We start from the raw sequence: 17,258 nt of genomic DNA on the forward strand, positions 1-17,258 counted from the left end.
AGCGGCAGGACAAAAAAAGGCGCGGGGCCGCCTGTTCGGTACGGACCCGCGCAACACACACATGCGAATCAGGCCTCAGCCGGCACCGGCAGCGCTTCGGCAAGCGGTGCGGCCGGCATTGCCGCAGCCCCCCCATCGAGGGCGCGGGCCAGTTGCTCGCGGTCCAGCGCCCCTTCCCAGCGCGACACCACTACCGTGGCGACGGCATTGCCGATGAAATTGGTCAGCGAGCGGCACTCGCTCATGAAACGGTCCACGCCCAGGATCAGGGCCATGCCGGCCACCGGCACTTCCGGCACCACCGCCAGGGTGGCGGCCAGAGTGATGAAGCCGGCCCCGGTCACCCCGGCCGCGCCCTTGGAGCTGAGCATGGCCACCAGCAGCAGGGCGATCTGGTGGCCCAGGGTCAGCTCGGTATTGGTCGCCTGGGCAATGAACAAGGCCGCCAACGTCATGTAGATGTTGGTGCCGTCCAGATTGAAGGAGTAACCGGTAGGCACCACCAGGCCCACCACCGACTTGCTGCAGCCGGCCTTTTCCATCTTCTCCATCAGCGACGGCAGCGCCGATTCGGAAGAGGACGTGCCCAGCACCAGCAGCAGCTCAGCCTTGAGATAGCGGGCCAGTTTGAGCACCGAGAAGCCACACAGGCGGGCCACCGCGCCCAGGATCATCACCACGAACAGCAGCGACGTCAGGTAGAACGCCCCCACCAGCCAGGCCAGGTTGACCAGCGAGCCCACCCCATACTTGCCGATGGTGAAAGCGATGGCGCCGAACGCTCCGATCGGCGCGGCCTTCATCAGCAGGTGCACCAGCTTGAACACTGGCGCGGTCAGCGACTCCAGCAAGCCCAGCACCGGCTTGCCCCTGTCGCCCACCATCGCCAGCGCGATACCGAACAGCACCGCCACGAACAGCACCTGCAGGATGTTGTCGCCGACGAACGGACTGAGCAGGGTCTTGGGGATGATGTCCAACGCAAACCCGACCAGGGTCAGCTCGTGTGACTTCTGCACATAGCCCTGCACCGCGCTCTGGTCCAGGTCGGCAGGATTGATGTTCATGCCGGCCCCCGGCTGCACTACATGCGCCACCACCATGCCCACCACCAGTGCCAGGGTGGAAAAGAACATGAAGTAGATCATGGCCTTGGCGAACACACGGCCGACGCTGCGCAGGTGGGTCATGCCGGCAATGCCGGTGACAATGGTCAGGAAGATCACCGGCGCGATGATCATTTTCACCAGCTTGATGAAGGCATCGCCCAACGGCTTGAGCTGTTCGGCAAACGCCGGCTCGAAGTGCCCCAGCAGAACGCCCAGGGCGATGGCGACCAGCACCTGCACGTACAGCTGGCGATAGAACGGCAGGCGCACATCAGCCTGGACGGCGGAGGAAGCGGCGGGAAGTTGCATGGTCACCTCGGCAGGATTCGCTACGGCCGCTGTTTTACGCGGCGCTCCCGGCGCTGCCGATAACGCATTGGTACTAGCTAGTTCTTTCGTACTAGGCGCGCCTGGCGCCTGCAACTGGACAGCCCTCTGTCGGATACAGTGCCGTCTCTTCCGCCTTGACGCAGCTCCCGCCCACATCCAGAACGCCCCGCTGCGGTCGGCCCCTGCTGGCAGCAATTCGGCTTCTGCGTGACCATCGCCCCCATGCCCCTGCTCCGCACCCGCCGCCAGCTCCGTCGCCTGCTGCTGCCCGTGGCCACGCTGCTGCTGATCGCCGCGCTGACCTGGTTGGCGCTGCAGCAGCTGCAGCAACGCAACCTGCAACGCGAGGCCGAGCAGGCCCGCGCGCAGCTGCGCCTGCACGGCAACGCACTGCAGGCCGTGGTGGAGCGCTACCGCGTGCTGCCCGCAGTGCTGGCGCTGGACCCTGACATCCGTGCGTTGTTGGCGCAGGCGGCCCACAGCCCCGCGCAGGCCGGGCAGATCAGCCGCAAGCTCGAACAGGTCAATGGCGCTGCCGCCACCTCCACCCTCACCCTGCTGGACCGTGATGGCATGGCCCTGGCCGCCAGCAACTGGCGCATTCCCAAGGCCAGCAATGTCGGCAACAACTATCACTTCCGTCCGTACTTCCAGCAGGCGATGCAAGATGGCCGCGCCACCTTCTACGCAGAGGGTGTCACCACTGCGGTGCCGGGCTATTTCCTGTCCGAAGCGGTACGCGACGCCGCCGGCCGCCCCATCGGCGTGGTCGTGGTGAAGCTGTTGCTGCGGCCGCTGGAACAGACCTGGGCCATCGGCGAGGACACGGTGTTCGCCACCGACGGCAATGGCGTGGTATTCCTGTCCAGCCGCCCGCAATGGCGCTACCGCGTACTGGCGCCCCTGCCAGCCAACACCCGCGAACAGTTGGCCCGCACCCGCCAGTACGGGCAGGTACCGCGTCAGCCGCTGCCTTACCGCAGCACCGGGGCGCTTGCCAACGGCGTACAGCGCGCACGCATAGCCGACACCGGTGACGTGATCTGGATCTCCCACCCCCTGCCCTTGCAGAACTGGAGCCTGCATCTGCTGCGCCCCACCCATGGCGCCCTCGCCGCGGCGCGCATCGGTGCCGCGGCGGTGGCAGCAACACTGGCGGTGCTGGCCTTGCTTGTATACGTGGTATGGCAGCGGCGGCGGCTGGCGCGGTTGCGCGAACGCAGCCGGCAAGAGCTGGAGCGCCTGGTCAAGCACCATGCACAAGAACTGCGTACCGCCCACGATGGCCTGGTGCAGGCCGCCCACAGCGCTGACTACGGTGAAAGCCCCAGCCTGCAACATCTGCCACAGGGCGTGTGCGTGGTGGATGCACAGCTCAACCTGGTGGCCTGGAACCGGCGTTACATCGAACTGTTCCGTTTTGCACCGGGCTTCATCAAGGTCGGCCGCCCCATCGCCGATGTCTTCCGCTACAACGCCAGACGTGGCCTGCTCGGTCCCGGCCCCATCGAGGCCGCGATAGAGCGCCGCCTCAATCACCTGCGTTCGGGCAAGCCACACATGCATGAACGCGAACGCGGCGACGGCAGCGTCATCGAGATCCGTGGCAACCCACTGCCCGATGGCGGCTTCGTCACCAGCTACGCCGACATCACCGCTTACAAGAACGCCGCACGTGACCTGCGCTCGCTGGCCGACACACTGAGCCGCCGCATCGACGAACGCACCCACGACCTGGCGCTGGCCAAGCGCGAAGCCGAGGACGCCAACCAGTCCAAGACCCGGCTGGTCGCCGCCGCCGTGCATGACCTGCTGCAACCGCTCAATGCCGCACGCATGTTCGTGTCCGCGCTGCGCCTGCGCCTGCCCGATGCCGATGCGCGGGCCATCGCCGACAGCGTGGACAACGCACTGGCCGCCCAGGATGGCATCCTCAACAGCCTGCTGGACATTTCGCGCCTGGAATCAGGCGCACTGCAAACCCGGATCAGCGACTTTGCAGTGGGCCCGCTGCTGGCGGCCCTGGCACATGAGTTCGGCGTGCTTGCCAGCGCCCAAGGCCTGCGCCTTCGCTTCGTAGGCAGCCACTGCGTAGTCCGCAGCGACCCGGCGCTGTTGCGGCGGATCCTGCAGAACTTCCTGTCCAACGCCATCCGCTACACCGGCAGCGGCCGCATCCTGCTGGGCTGCCGCCGCGACGGTGCGCTGTTGCGCATCGAGGTGCACGACACCGGGTCCGGCATCGCCGAAGCGCGCCAGCGCGAGGTGTTCGAGGAATTCCACCGGCTGGACAACGCCGTCAACAGCGAGCGCGGCGCCGGCCTGGGCCTTGCCATTGTCGATCGTATCGCGCGCCTGCTCGGCCACCGCATCGGGCTGCGCTCCACGCTGGGGCACGGCAGCTGCTTTTCGGTCAGCGTGCCGTTGGGGGCCGCACGGCTTCCGCTGGCGGTGCCGGCAGCGTTGGCTGCCGGCGAGGACATGGCCAGCGATTCGCTGTTGCGCGGCTGCCGGGTCTGGTGTGTGGACGACGATACCCGGGTCAGTCTGGCAACCCGTCTGCTGCTGGAGCGCTGGGGTTGCCTGGTGCTGGTGGCTGGTGGCGTTGACCAGGCGCTGGCCGCAGCCAGCCCCGACAGCATCCCCGACGTCCTGCTGCTGGACGTGCGGCTGGGCCCGATCACCGGCCCCGAGCTGTTCCCCCGGCTGGTAGAGCGCTGGGGACGCGCACCGGCAGTCATCGTGTACACCGCCGAACAGGACCCCGCCCTGCGCGAACTGGCCACCCGCAATGGCTGGGGACTTCTGTCCAAGCAGGCGCGCAGCTCGGCACTGCGTTCGCTACTGACCCACCTGCGCCAGCGCGCAACATAAGAACGCAGCCGAGGGCACTGACCGCGCCTGGTCCGCTGGATCACGCCAAACCGTGTCCGATGCCAGCCTCCAGCCCGCAGCCCTCGCAACCGGCCATGCTGACGTCAACTTCCGGCCGCCGGCCCCGACAACCACGCCGCATCCGCGTCCGCCTCCGGCTCCAGCGCCTTGACCAGCAAGGCCGCCTGGGTGCGGCTGTTGCAGCCAAGCTTCTTCAGGATCGCGGTGACATGCACCTTCACCGTGTTCTCGGCCAGACCAAACTCATAGGCGATCTGCTTGTTGAGCAGGCCATCGGCCACGCTCAGCAATACCCGGAACTGTTGCGGGGTCAGCTGCGCAAACCGCGCCGCCAGCACCGCATCCTGCTCGGAGCGCGCCACCGCCAGCGGCGGGAAACAGGTGTCGCCATCCATTACCGCCGCAACCGCGGTGCGGATGCTCTCCACCGGTGCCGATTTGGGGATGAACCCGGCAGCGCCGAACTGCTGGGCGCGGCGGATCACTCGTGGATGGTCATTGGAGGAGATGATGATCACCGGAATGTCCGGGCGCTCGCCACGCAGCCACACCAGCGAGGAGAAGCCGCGCGCCCCTGGCATGGTCAAGTCCAGCAGTATCAAGTCGACGTCGCGATGCTGCTGCAGGGCGGTGGTCAATGCCGATACGCTGGCCACCTCCAACGCCTGCGCCATTGCCACATCCTCGCGCAGCGCATGCAGCACCGCCGCACGGAACAGCGGGTGATCGTCGGCGACAAGGACCTTGGCCAGGCTCATGCCGGCAGTGTGGCATGCGGCCTGCGACGCCGCCCTAATACCAATGCATTATTTGAACACCCTGCCAGGCTGACTAAGGTCCGGCTCCCCCCCCGCCCGAGAGCGCCCGGATGATCTTCCCCCGCCAGTACCTGTCCGGCCTGTCCCTGTTGGCGCTGTTTGCGGCGCTGCCGACGGCGCAGGCGCAGGACAGCGCCAGCATCAGGTTCAGCGGCCGCCTGTACTACGACACCGCGCGGTTCGACAACGATCGCCGTGGCAAGCCCGAGCGCGACAACGATGACCTGCGCGCGGCCTGGCTGGCTGTCTCCGGCAAACTGCACGGCTTCGACTACAAGCTGGAGGGTGACTTTGCCGGCCATCGGCCGGTGGCTCGCGACGTCTACCTGGCACGCAGCTTTGGCAGCACCACGCTGACGCTGGGGCAGTTCAAGCAGTACTTCACCCTTGACGACCGGGCCAGCACCAACCATATCCCGACCATCGAGCGCAGCTGGCTGGCGCAGACCCTGGCCCCCACTTACCGCCTCGGACTGGGCCTCACCGGCTACGACCAGCAGGTGTTCTGGAGCGCCAGCCTGTACAGCCTGGAAAGCATCGACGCCTGGAAGGTCAAGGGCCGCGGCTTCGGCGCCCGCGCCGGCTACGCACCATGGAAAACACCGGGCCAGGTGCTGCACTTCGGCGCCGCCGTGGCCCGTGAGTACTACGACAATCCCGGCAGCGACGGCGCAGCGGCGCTACGCCTGCAGCCCCGCTCGGCCGGCTACTTCGGCGACAACAGCCGCCTGACCCTGCTGGATTTCCACAGCGGACGCGACGTGACCGCGCAGAAGTTCGGGCTGGAGGCGGCCGGCGTGCATCAACAGTGGTCATGGCAGGCCGAGTACGGTGGCGCCCGCTACAACGATGGCCAGCACAAGGCCGAGGTACGTTCGGGCTACCTGCAGGGCAGCTGGCTGCTGACCGGCGAACCGCGCGCCTACGATGCCAAGGCCGGCCGCTTTGTCCAGCTCAAGCCCGCCCGTGCCGGTGGCGCCTGGGAACTGGTGGCCCGCTACGACCGCATCGGCGGCCGCCAGTGGCCGCTCACCCGCAGCGATGTCGCCGCCCAGGCCTGGACCGTCGGGGTCAACTGGTATGCACCCCGCCACTTCCGGCTGATGCTGGACTGGACCGACAGCCGCCGCCGTGATGAACTGCGCGACAGCCTGCTTGACCGTACCGGCACCCTGGCCGCCCGCGCCCAGTTCGACTTCTAGCCCCTGCGCTGCCCGCCATCCCCGCCGGCGCAGCAGTCACGCAAGAAAATAATTTTCACAAATGCCCGCCTGTGATACACAATAGGCCGCCCGATTCCGGGGCGACTCATGCAGGGCGGGGATCAATGCAGGAAAATTACTTTCAGGAAACCACCTTGCTCGCTGGCAAAGGCCTGCCTGCTGGTGGCCCATGGACGCCCTCTGCCCTGGCCCAACTGGCGCCCAATCTGCTTGCCGAGCAGGTCAGCCTGCCGGTAGCCGTGCTGTCCCAATCCGCCCTGCAACACAATCTGCACTGGATGCGACGCTTCGCCGAAGCATACGGCTGCCAATTGGCACCCCATGGCAAGACCACCATGAGCCCGGCCCTGTTCCGCATGCAACGCGATGCCGGCGCCTGGGGCATCACTCTTGCCACCGCCGCGCAGACCGTAGCCGCCCATGCCGAGGGAATGCAGCGCGTGCTGCTTGCCAACCAACTGGTCGGCCGGGGCAACTTTGCCCTGATCGCCGACGTGCAGGCCCAGGACCCCGACTTCTGGTTTGCCTGCGTGGTCGACTCGGCCGCCAACGTGGCGGCACTGGGCGCCTATTTCGCCAGCCGCGGCCAGACCATCAAGGTATTGCTGGAGATCGGCGTGGACGGGGGCCGCACCGGTGTGCGCGATGACGCGCAGACCCAGGCCGTGCTGCAGGAGATCGCCCGCTGGCCGGCTGCGGTGGCATTGGTGGGCGTGGAAGTCTACGAAGGCGTGGCCAGCGACGAGGCGGGCGTGCGCGCGGTGCTGCAGCGTGCACTGGCGCAATGGCAGGCGATCCGCGACGGCGGTGGCTTTGCCCGGTTGCCGGCCATCCTCAGCGGTGCCGGCTCGGCCTGGTTCGATCTGGTTGCCGAGGTGTTCTCGGTACTGGCCAAGGACGATGCTGCCCAGGTCGTGCTGCGCCCGGGTTGCTACCTGACCCATGACGTGGGCATCTACCAGCAGGCCGCCAAACGCATCCATGTCAGCAACCCGGTGGCGCGCGAGATCGGCAGCAGCCTGCAGCCCGCGCTGCGCCTGTGGGCCTATGTGCAGTCGCGGCCGGAGCCGGGCAAGGCCATCATCGGCCTGGGCAAACGTGACGCCGCATTCGATGCGGGCTTCCCGGTCCCGGCCCTGCACCATTGTCCCGGCAACGCGGCCCCCACCGCTGCACCGGCGCACTGGAAGATCACCGCGATGATGGACCAGCACGCCTTCCTGCAGGTGCACGACACGGACAGCCTGCAGGTGGGCGACATGCTCTGCTTCGACATCTCCCACCCTTGCCTGACCTTCGACAAATGGCGCCACCTGTTGGTGGTTGATGACGCACACAGCGTCGTCGGCGCCGTCTCCACGCAGTTCTGACCGCACCGGGCCTACGCATGACCCACGGAAACCTGCTGTTGATCTACGCCACGCTGTCGATCCTTGCACTGATCGTGCTGATCGCCCGCTTCCGCCTCAACCCCTTCATCAGCGTCACCCTGGTCTCGGTCGGGCTGGCCCTGCTGGCCGGCATGCCGGCACCGGAGATCCTGCCCGCGTACGAGCAAGGGGTAGGCAAGACGCTGGGGCATATCGCGCTGATCGTCGCGCTGGGCACCATGCTCGGCAAGATGATGGCCGAGTCCGGTGGCGCCGAGCGTATCGCGCGCACCCTGATCGCCCGCTTCGGCACCCGCAACGTGCATTGGGCGATGATGCTGATCGCCTTCTGCGTCGGCCTGCCGATCTTCTTCGAGGTCGGCTTCGTGCTGCTGATCCCGATCGTGCTCAACGTCGCCCGCCGCACTGGCGTGCCGCTGCTGCTGGTCGGCCTGCCGATGGTGGCCGGCCTGTCGGTCGTGCACGGTCTGGTGCCACCGCATCCGGCGGCCATGCTGGCCGTCAATGCCTACGGCGCCGACGTCGGCCGTACCGTGTTCTATTCGCTGCTGGTGGGCCTGCCCACGGCGGCGCTGGCCGGCCCGGTGTTCGCCAAATTCGTCGCACCGCGCGTGCGCCTGCCCGCGCACAACCCGATGGAAGCGGCGCTGCTGGATGAAGGCCACAGCCGCATCCCGGACGAGCAGTTGCCCAGCTTCAGCATCACCCTGGCCACCCTGCTGCTGCCGGTGGCGCTGATGCTGCTCGGCGGCTGGGCCGACCAGATCGCAACGCCGGGCTCGCCGCTCAACCATGGCCTGCGTTTCATCGGCCACTCGGTGGTGGCGCTGCTGCTGGCCACCTTGATGAGCTTCGTCACCCTGGGCCTGATGCGCGGCTTCAACCGCGAGCAGATCCTCAAGTTCACCCAGGAATGCCTGGCGCCCACCGCCGCGATCACCTTGCTGGTGGGTGCCGGTGGCGGTCTCAATGGCATCCTTGTCCACACCGGCGTAGCCTCCGAGATCATCGGCCTGTCGCAGCGTTTCCAGCTGTCACCGTTGCTGATGGGTTGGACCATGGCCGCGCTGATGCGGGTGGCCACCGGCTCGGCGACAGTGGCGATGACCACCGCCTCGGGCATCGTTGCACCGATCGCCGCGGCCATGGGCTATGCCCACCCCGAACTGCTGGTGCTGGCCACCGGCGCCGGCTCGGTGGTGCTGTCACATGTCAATGACGGTGGCTTCTGGCTGGTGAAGGAATACTTCAACATGACCGTGGCCCAGACCTTCAAGACCTGGACCGTGCTTGAAACCCTTATCTCCGTCGTCGCCCTGCTGCTGGTGATGGCCCTTTCCATGGTGCTGTGAGCATGTCCCAGAACACGTTCGATATCGTTTACGAGTTGCGCCAACGCCAGCACGAGTTCAGCCCCGTGGAAGCACGCATCGCCGCGGCCATCCTTGCCGATGTGGACGCCGCCGCCCAGTACGGCGTCAGCCAACTGGCCGAGCGTGCCGAAGTGAGTGCGGCGGCCATCTCGCGCTTTGCCAAGGCACTGGGCTGCGACCATGTACGCGAGCTGCGCGCCCGCCTGGCCTCGGCCAGCGCGGTGGGCAAGCGTTTCCTGGAACAGCAGAACGCCCCGCCGGTGTCTGCGCTGTATGCGCAGATCTGCGACGACATCCAGGAAAGCCTGCGCCACAACATCGCCAACCTGAAGGAACAGGTAGTGCAGGAATTGGCCGAAGCACTGTGCCAGTCGCGGATGATCCATATCTTCGGCCTGGGTGGCTGCTCCACGGTGTTCGCGCAGGAGCTGCAGAGCCGCCTGGTGCGTTTCGGCCGGCCAGTCTCGGCCTGCAGCGACGCGCTGATGATGAAGATCATCGCCGCCACGCTGGGGCCGGAGGACCTGGTGGTGGTGCTGTCGGTCAGCGGTATCACCCCGGAGATCGTGTCGGCGGTGGACATCGCACGCACCTATGGTGCGCGCGTGGGCAGCATCACCCAGGCCGGTACCGCGCTGGCCGAGCGCAGCGACTGGCTGCTGCCGATCCAGATCGAAGAGACCGACTTCGTGTTCAAACCGTCGGCTTCGCGCTACGCGATGATGCTGGCGATCGACGTGCTGTCCACCACCACCGCACTGAACGATGCCAACGCCAACCATGAGCACCTGCGCCGCATCAAGCTGGCGCTGGACCGCCACCGCGGTGGTGACTCGCGCCTGCCGCTGGGTGACTGATCCATGCATGACGTAGTGATCCGCGGCGCGCTGGTGCTTGATGGCAGCGACCAGGCAGGCAAGGTAGCCGATGTGGCGATTACCGGCGGGCGCATCAGTGCCGTCGGCGCGCTGGACGATGTTGCTGCCGGCCAGGTAATCGATGCCGCCGGCCTGGCGCTGGCGCCGGGCTTCATCGACGTGCACACGCACGACGACATCGAGGTCATCCGCAACCCGGCCATGCTCAGCAAGCTGTCGCAGGGCGTCACCACCGTGGTGGTCGGCAACTGCGGCATCAGCGCCAGCCCGGTGCGCATCCACGACGGCGTACCCGACCCCATGAACCTGCTGGGCGATGCCGAGGATTTCCGCTACCCGGACTTCGCCAGCTACCGCAGCGCGGTGGAACAGGCCAGCCCAGCGGTGAACGTGGCCGCCCTGGTCGGCCACACCGCCCTGCGCCAGAACCACATGGACCGCCTGGACCGCGCTGCCAGCGACAGGGAAATCAGCGCCATGCGCAGCCAGCTGCGGCAAAGCCTGCAGCAGGGGGCATTGGGGCTGAGCAGCGGCCTGGCGTACGCCTCGGCCTACCACGCGCCGTCCAGCGAGGTGGATGCATTGGCGCAGGAGCTGCCCCGCGGTGGCCTGTACGCCACCCACCTGCGTGATGAGTTCGCCGGCGTGCTGGATGCGATGGAGGAAGCCTTCACCGCAGCGCGCGCGCCACAGGCCGCTGTCCGCGTATCGCACCTGAAATGTGCCGGCATCGACAACTGGGGCCGCAGCCAGCAGGTGCTGGACTGCCTGCAGCACGCTTCACGGCAGCAGGATGTTGCCTGCGACTGCTACCCCTATGCCGCCAGCGCGTCCACGCTGGACCTCAAGCAGGTCACCGACGCCTACGACATCCTGATCACCTGGTCCGATCCCGAGCCCGAACAGGGTGGCCGTCTGCTGGCCGACATCGCCGCGCAGTGGCAGGTGCCACTGCTGGACGCCGCCATCCGCCTGCAACCGGCCGGCGCGGTGTACCACGGCATGGACGAAGGCGATGTGCGCCGCATCCTCAGCCACCCGCTGACCATGATCGGTTCCGATGGCCTGCCCCGCGATCCACGCCCACACCCACGGCTGTGGGGCACTTTTCCGCGCGTGCTGGGCCACTATGCCCGCGACGAAAAGCTGTTCCCGCTGCACACTGCCGTGCACAAGATGACCGGCCTGCCCGCCACGCGCTTCGCGATGGGCGCGCGTGGTTTCATCCGCGAGGGCTGGTGCGCCGACCTGGTGCTGTTCGACCCGGCACGGGTACGCGACACCGCCAGTTTCCACGACCCGGTCCAGGCTGCCGAAGGCATTGCCTCGGTCTGGGTCAATGGCCGTCTGGCCTATGACGGCCACAGTGTGGTCGCGCGACCGGGCCAGTTCATCACCCCGCAAGCCAGCCCTGCCGGCTGACTGCATACCGAATCAAGCAAGGAGACACCCATGAGTGACATCAAGCGCTATGGCGCCGAAGGCGGCGTTGGCCAGGGCAAGCAACACATGCCGTTCTCGCGTGCGGTGGAAGCCGATGGCTGGCTGTACGTCTCCGGCCAGGTACCGATGCGTGACGGCGAACTGGTCGCCGGCACGGTCACCGACCAGGCACATGTGGTGATCGGCAATGTGCTGGATATCCTTGCCGAGGCCGGTTACGGGCCCGAGCACGTGGTGCGTTGCGGCGTATGGCTGGACGATGCGCGCGATTTCTACGCCTTCAATGGCGTGTTCAAGCATTACTTCGGTGACAACCCGCCGGCCCGCGCCTGCGTGGAAAGCCGCATGGTGGTGGACTGCAAGGTGGAAGTGGACTGCGTGGCCTACAAGCGCCCACAGCGCGACTGACCGCGCCTCACGGTAGAGCCGAGCCATGCTCGGCTGGGGCTGTACCAGCAATACAACTGTAGTGCCGAGCCATGCTCGGCAAAAGCTGTGCCAACAGTAGTGCCGAGCCATGCTCGGCAGGAGCTTTCCCGATAGAGCCCAGCCGAGCATGGCTCGGCTCTACAGCTAATGCCCCAGCCGAGCATGGCTCGGGTCTACAGCTAATGCACCAGTCGAGCAGGGCCCAGCACCATCGCTCTCGGTGGCTTTACCGCAACCGGGAAGGGCTCACAGCCGGGACCAGTGCCAATAGGCCCGGTTGCCATGCACTGCGCGGGGCGGCAAAGTCGGGATTGACGCTGAAACAAGGTAATACCCGATGATCCATCTCGACGCCGTACAGACGGTGGCCTTTGCCGGCCTGACCCTGTTCGCCGGCTACGCGCTGTGCCGCGCCATTCCGTTCTTCCGCCGCTACAACCTGCCCGAACCGGTGGTTGGCGGCCTGCTGGTGGCCTTGGCGGTGTGGTGGGCACATGGCCAGAAAACCACCCTGTTCGAGTTGGATACCACCCTGAAGACTCCGCTGATGGTGGCCTTCTTCACCACCCTGGGCATCAATGCCAGCCTGCGCCTGCTGCGGGTCAGCGGCAAGCAGGTGATGCTGTTCCTGCTGATCGGCAGCCTCTTTGCAGTGCTGCAGAACCTGATCGGCATCAGCGTGGCCAAGCTGTTCGGGCTCAACCCGATGTTCGGCGTGCTGGCCGGCTCGGCCACCCTGACCGGTGGCCCGGCTACCGGCCTGGCATTTGCCGGGCATTTCGAGCAGGCCGGGCTGGTCGGCGCGGAGAGCCTGGCGGTGACCGCGGCGATGGCCGGGATCATCTGCGGTGGCCTGGTCGGCGGCCCGGTGATCACCGTGCTGATGCAGCGCTTCAAGGTCCGCCACCCCAGCCAGAAGGCCACTGGCGCACAGCTGGGCGAGGAAGAGGCCCTCGTAGTCCGCTACCCCAGCGAATCCGCGCGCGAGTTCGATGCGCTGAAGAGCATCGTGGTGCTGTTGATGGCGATGTGGCTGGGCGTGTGGGTAGGCAAGGGTTTCGAAGGGCTGGGCCTGACCCTGCCGACCTACATCGGCGCGATGCTGGTAGGCGCGGTGATCCGCAACATCGATGACTACACCGGCTGGATCAAGCTGTCGGTACCCACCACCGACCTGATCGGCAACATCTGCCTGGCGCTGTTCCTGGCCATCGCCCTGATGGACCTCAAACTGTGGGAACTTGCCGGCATGGGCCTGCCGCTGCTGGTCAACCTGATCATCCAGGTGTCCGTGGTGGCGCTGTTCGCGGTGCCGATCTACTGGCTGATGGGCCGCGACTATGACGCCGCGGTGATGGGCGGCGGCTTCATCGGCTTCATGCTCGGCACCACCGCCAACGCAATGGCGGTGATGCGTCGCCTGGCCCAGCGCTACGGGCCGGCACCGCGTGCCTTCCTGGTGGCACCGCTGGTCGGCGCGTTCTTCATCGACTTCATCAACGCGCTGATCATCACCGGCTTCCTCAACTTCTGGCCGCACTGACGGCCGGTTCCGTGCGCCAGACCCGTACCCACGGTGCGGGTTGGCGCGACAATGGCAGTTCCCCACCCATGCTGCTGCGCCAATGACGTCCTCTGCCGTGCCCCCTGTTTCCCCTGGCCATGACCTGATCGTCATAGGCGCTGGCGTGGTGGGGCTGGCCAGCGCCTATGCCGCCGCCCGCCGCGGTTGCTCGGTGCTGCTGGTGGACCGCAACAGCGGCCCGGCGATGGGCACCTCCTTTGCCAACGGCGCCCAGCTCAGCTACGCCTATACCGATGCCATGGCAGGCCCCGGCACCTGGAAACAGCTGCCGGAAATGGCGTTTGGCCGCAACGGCCCGTTCCGCACGCGCTGGTCGGCCGACCCGGATTTCCTGCGCTGGGGCCTGGCCTTCCTGCGCCAGGCCAGCACGGGTGGCCTGCATCGCAACACATTGGCGACACTGGAGCTGGCCCTGGAGTCACGCCAGGCCATGCGCTCCCTGCTGCAGGAGCACCCGATCGATTTCGAACACGCGGTTTCCGGCAAGCTGCACCTGTATCCTTCCGTCAAAGGCATGCACGGCGCAGCGGCAATGATCGCGCTCAAGCGTACCAGCGGCGTGCAGCAGCGCCTGGTGTCCGCAGAGGAAGCCAGGCGCATCGAACCCGCGCTCTGCGGCGCGCCGTGGCTGGCTGGCGCGGTGTATTCGCCCGACGAGGAAGCCGGCGACCCGTACCGCTTCAGCCAACGCTTGCTGCAAGTAATGGAGCACCAGTACGGGGTGCAGGCAAAATTCGGCATCCACATCAGTTCATTGCGCAATGCAGGTGGCCACTGGCAGCTGCAACTGCAGGACGGGCAGGTACTCACCGCCAAACGCGTGCTGGTCTGTGCCGGCATCGACAGCGCCACCCTGCTCAAACCACTGCGCCTGCGCATGCCGGTGATGGCGATCAAGGGCTATTCGTTCACTGCCGCCTGCGGGGCCAATGCGCCGCAGGTCAGCATCACCGACACCAAGCGCAAGCTGGTGTTCTGCCGCCTGGGCGAGCGCATCCGCGTGGCCGGGCTGGCCGACCTCAACGACTGGAACCCCACGCCTGAACCGACGCGGCTGGCGCAGTTGATCGCGCAGGCACGCGCCTCGCTGCCCGAGGCGGCCGATTACGATCACATCCAAAGCAGCTGGGCCGGCCTGCGCCCGGTCACCCCGTGGTCCTCGCCCATCATCCGCAACCTGGGCGATGGCCTGGGCTGCAACATCGGCCACGGCATGCTGGGCTGGACCCTGGCCATGGGCAGCGGTGAGCGCGCCGTGGCGCAGTTGCTGGACGCCCGCTGAGGTTTATTCCCCGCTGATCTGATCCATGCGGATGCGGTTGGCAAACAGGGAGAACGCCAGAGCGCCGGCCAGACCATTGGCGCGGTTGATCCACTGCGGCAACCAGCGTGGCGGCGCCAGCACGCCGGCCTCGAACAACGGCGTCAGCGCCTGCGCATCCTCCAGCGTCATCTTGCCGGCAAACAGCCAGCGGCAGGTCTGCAGCTTTTCATCACGCAGCATCTGCCGGAAGAAGGTGTGCACCGACACCAGCCCGCGCAGGTACACCGTGTCCTTGGTGAAGGCCGCACCGCCGCTGGGCGGCACGCCCCGGAACACGCGCTGGGCCGAGGAAAAACTTTCCTCCGCGGTCTGCCCGGCACCGCGGAAGTAATTGAACACCTCGATGAAGTCGGCACCGTCGCGCGCCATCGCGATGGCCTCGATGCGCAGGCTGATGCGCTTGAGCCGCTGGATGTCGATGCTGCCGGTGATCTGCTCGGCGAACGTGGCCAAGCCTTCCTGGGTGGCGGTGATGCGCGGTGATGACAGCCCCAGGCTGGGCAGCACCGCCTGGTCGCGGCCATTGAGCGCGGTCAGGGAGTGCACCAGCGCTTCATGGTGGTAGAGCTGGGCGCGGTCATAGGCGCTGAAGCTGGCACTGGTGCGCAGGCGGATGCGGGTGGCACCGGCCGCCGCCTTGGCGATCAGCGCCGGGTCCAGCTCCACCGTGATCATGCGGCCGCCGAAGAACTCATCCAGGTCACCCTGCAACTGCAGTTGCAGGGCAATGGCCGAAACCGGCACCTGCTCTTCCGGCGCCAGCAACTCGTGGTCCAGTTCCTGCGCGATCTGGATGAAGTGCCGTGCCGCTTCGCGGGTGGTCGGGCCATTGCCCGGCATCGGCTGGTCCGGCACCCCGAACAGATGGCTGGAGAAGTGATCCACCGCCGAGGTGCCCAACACTTCCAGCAGGCCGGCGGCTAGGTCCCAGCTGCGCGCCGAGTCGTGGATGTAGCTGCCCAGCGGGTGGGTGGTATCCACCTGCGCCATCACCGCCGCCAATTCGCGGCGGGCGTCAATGAAATCCAGCTTGGGATAGTTCACCTGCGGCAGCTCGGGCTTGCCGCGTGCCACGCTGGCCAGGAATGGCGCCTGCGTGGTGGCCGGCCAACTGGTGAGGCTGAGCAGGCGTATGCCCTTCATCGCCGCCACCATGCGCGCATCCAGCGCGGCGTGGTGGGCAATGTCCGGATCGTTGTGGATCACTGCGTTGTCCATCGTCCACCTCACTGGATCGGGCTGAAACCTCAGCGCCGCTTGCCCTTGCCGACCGGGCGCCACTGCGCGCCACGGCCCACCTTCCTGCGCTCGTTGCTCTGCTCGGCCTGGCGCTGGGCCAACTTGGCCGCCGCCAGCGCCACCTCCTCGCGCAGCTTGAGGTAGTTCTCCAGCCGGCTTTCCTCGATGTCACCGCGCTCGATGGCCTCCTGCACCGCGCAACCCGGCTCGCTGTGATGCGAGCAGTCGCGGAACTTGCACTGCGTTGTCAGTTCCTCGATATCGGCAAAACCGCCTTCGGCAAGGGTTTCCTCGCCGGTCGGCTTGAGCTCGCGCATGCCCGGGGTGTCGATCAGGCAGGCGCCGTAAGGCAGCGGCATCAGCGCGCGATGGGTGGTGGTGTGGCGGCCACGCGAATCGCTGCCGCGCACCGCGTTGGTCTTCATCCGGTCCTCGCCCAACAGCGTGTTGGTCAAGGTCGACTTGCCGGCACCGGAGGAACCCACCAGCACCACCGTATTGCCCGGGCCCAGCCACGGCAGCAGGGCGGCCACGCTGTCCGGGTCCTTGCCATTGATCGCCAGCAGCGGAATCTGCTGCGCGGCCAGTTCTTCCAGTACCGCCAGCGCGTCCTCGCTGTATTCGGTCTGGTCGGCCTTGGTCAGCACCACCACCGGCGCCGCGCCACCGCCACCCACCAGCAGCAGGTAGCGCTCGATGCGCCGCGGGTTGAAGTCGGCGTCCAGGCCACAAACGATGAACACGGTATCGATATTGGCCGCGATCACCTGCTGGTGGTAATGCTCGCCGGCGGCGCCGCGCTTGATCGAGGTATGCCGCGGCAGCAGGGCGACGATACGCTTGCCTTCCAGCAGCACCCAGTCGCCCACCGCCGCACGCTCATGGCTGGGGAAACGCGGCCGCTGCCACTCCGGCGGCGATTCGGTCTTGAGACTGGCATCGGGCGCATCGGCCACGACATAACCTGAACGATGCTGTTCGATCACCCGCCCCGGGCGCGCCTGCGGGTGCGCGGCAAAGGCGGCCTGCCAGGCCGGATCCTCGGGGGCACCAGGCCAGGGCCAGCCGATATGGCGGAGCGAATCAAAATCGATGGAATCAGTCATCGGCCAATTCTATAAGAGCTGGGATTCGGGAACCGGGATTGGCTATGCGAGAGCTGGAGCTGGAGCTGGGGCAGCGCCAAAGCCAGAGCAAGAGCCCCCCTCCCCGGCCCTCCCC

General features: G+C 66.9%; 13 protein-coding genes. 9 read left to right on the plus strand and 4 right to left on the minus strand.

Annotated features, from left to right (window positions below):
- Positions 1 to 68 precede the first annotated feature (68 nt).
- Positions 69 to 1,418 carry a dicarboxylate/amino acid:cation symporter gene (locus B2527_RS13850; protein WP_293714447.1) on the minus strand — a complete coding sequence of 450 codons (1,350 nt, stop codon included), beginning with the start codon at positions 1,416 to 1,418 and terminating at the stop codon, positions 69 to 71.
- Between the two features lie 243 nt (positions 1,419 to 1,661).
- Here B2527_RS13850 and B2527_RS13855 point away from each other — a divergent pair, with 243 nt between their 5' ends.
- Complete coding sequence (locus tag B2527_RS13855) at positions 1,662 to 4,313, plus strand: PAS-domain containing protein (protein WP_293714449.1); 2,652 nt, start codon at positions 1,662 to 1,664, stop codon at positions 4,311 to 4,313.
- Between the two features lie 104 nt (positions 4,314 to 4,417).
- On the opposite strand, the gene B2527_RS13860 is transcribed toward B2527_RS13855, so the two are convergent.
- The gene (locus tag B2527_RS13860) at positions 4,418 to 5,092 is read right to left on the minus strand and encodes a response regulator (RefSeq protein WP_293714451.1); all 675 of its coding nucleotides are present in this window, start codon (positions 5,090 to 5,092) and stop codon (positions 4,418 to 4,420) included.
- Positions 5,093 to 5,202: 110 nt separating this feature from the next.
- On the opposite strand from B2527_RS13860, the gene B2527_RS13865 reads away from it, so the two are divergent.
- From B2527_RS13865 to B2527_RS13900, 8 genes are all read left to right on the plus strand, one after another.
- The gene (locus B2527_RS13865) at positions 5,203 to 6,354 is read left to right on the plus strand and encodes an OprO/OprP family phosphate-selective porin (RefSeq protein ID WP_293714453.1); all 1,152 of its coding nucleotides are present in this window, start codon (positions 5,203 to 5,205) and stop codon (positions 6,352 to 6,354) included.
- A gap of 155 nt (positions 6,355 to 6,509) precedes the next feature.
- Positions 6,510 to 7,745, plus strand: a complete 1,236-nt coding sequence (locus B2527_RS13870) for an amino acid deaminase (protein ID WP_293714455.1) — start codon at positions 6,510 to 6,512, stop codon at positions 7,743 to 7,745.
- A gap of 17 nt (positions 7,746 to 7,762) precedes the next feature.
- Positions 7,763 to 9,118 (plus strand): gluconate:H+ symporter, encoded by a 1,356-nt coding sequence (locus B2527_RS13875; RefSeq protein ID WP_293714457.1) that lies wholly within the window; start codon positions 7,763 to 7,765, stop codon positions 9,116 to 9,118.
- Positions 9,119 to 9,120: 2 nt separating this feature from the next.
- On the plus strand, positions 9,121 to 9,996 hold the full coding sequence (locus B2527_RS13880) for a MurR/RpiR family transcriptional regulator (protein ID WP_293714458.1): 876 nt from the start codon (positions 9,121 to 9,123) through the stop codon (positions 9,994 to 9,996).
- 3 nt (positions 9,997 to 9,999) lie between these two features.
- Positions 10,000 to 11,439 carry an N-acyl-D-amino-acid deacylase family protein gene (locus B2527_RS13885; RefSeq protein WP_293714459.1) on the plus strand — a complete coding sequence of 480 codons (1,440 nt, stop codon included), beginning with the start codon at positions 10,000 to 10,002 and terminating at the stop codon, positions 11,437 to 11,439.
- A 30-nt stretch (positions 11,440 to 11,469) separates the two neighbouring features.
- On the plus strand, positions 11,470 to 11,868 hold the full coding sequence (locus B2527_RS13890; RefSeq protein ID WP_293714461.1) for a RidA family protein: 399 nt from the start codon (positions 11,470 to 11,472) through the stop codon (positions 11,866 to 11,868).
- A 358-nt stretch (positions 11,869 to 12,226) separates the two neighbouring features.
- Positions 12,227 to 13,432: a sodium/glutamate symporter gene (gene gltS, locus B2527_RS13895; protein WP_293714463.1), complete on the plus strand. Its 1,206-nt coding sequence runs from the start codon at positions 12,227 to 12,229 to the stop codon at positions 13,430 to 13,432.
- 82 nt (positions 13,433 to 13,514) lie between these two features.
- Positions 13,515 to 14,756: an FAD-dependent oxidoreductase gene (locus tag B2527_RS13900; RefSeq protein ID WP_293714465.1), complete on the plus strand. Its 1,242-nt coding sequence runs from the start codon at positions 13,515 to 13,517 to the stop codon at positions 14,754 to 14,756.
- Positions 14,757 to 14,759: 3 nt separating this feature from the next.
- Here B2527_RS13900 and B2527_RS13905 read toward each other — a convergent pair whose 3' ends face one another.
- On the minus strand, positions 14,760 to 16,016 hold the full coding sequence (locus B2527_RS13905; RefSeq protein ID WP_293714467.1) for a flavohemoglobin expression-modulating QEGLA motif protein: 1,257 nt from the start codon (positions 16,014 to 16,016) through the stop codon (positions 14,760 to 14,762).
- A gap of 29 nt (positions 16,017 to 16,045) precedes the next feature.
- Positions 16,046 to 17,143: a ribosome small subunit-dependent GTPase A gene (gene rsgA, locus B2527_RS13910; protein WP_293714469.1), complete on the minus strand. Its 1,098-nt coding sequence runs from the start codon at positions 17,141 to 17,143 to the stop codon at positions 16,046 to 16,048.
- Between the last annotated feature and the right edge of the window lie 115 nt (positions 17,144 to 17,258).

It is taken from the genome of Stenotrophomonas sp. UBA7606 (genome assembly GCF_002477705.1).
Lineage (GTDB): Bacteria > Pseudomonadota > Gammaproteobacteria > Xanthomonadales > Xanthomonadaceae > Stenotrophomonas.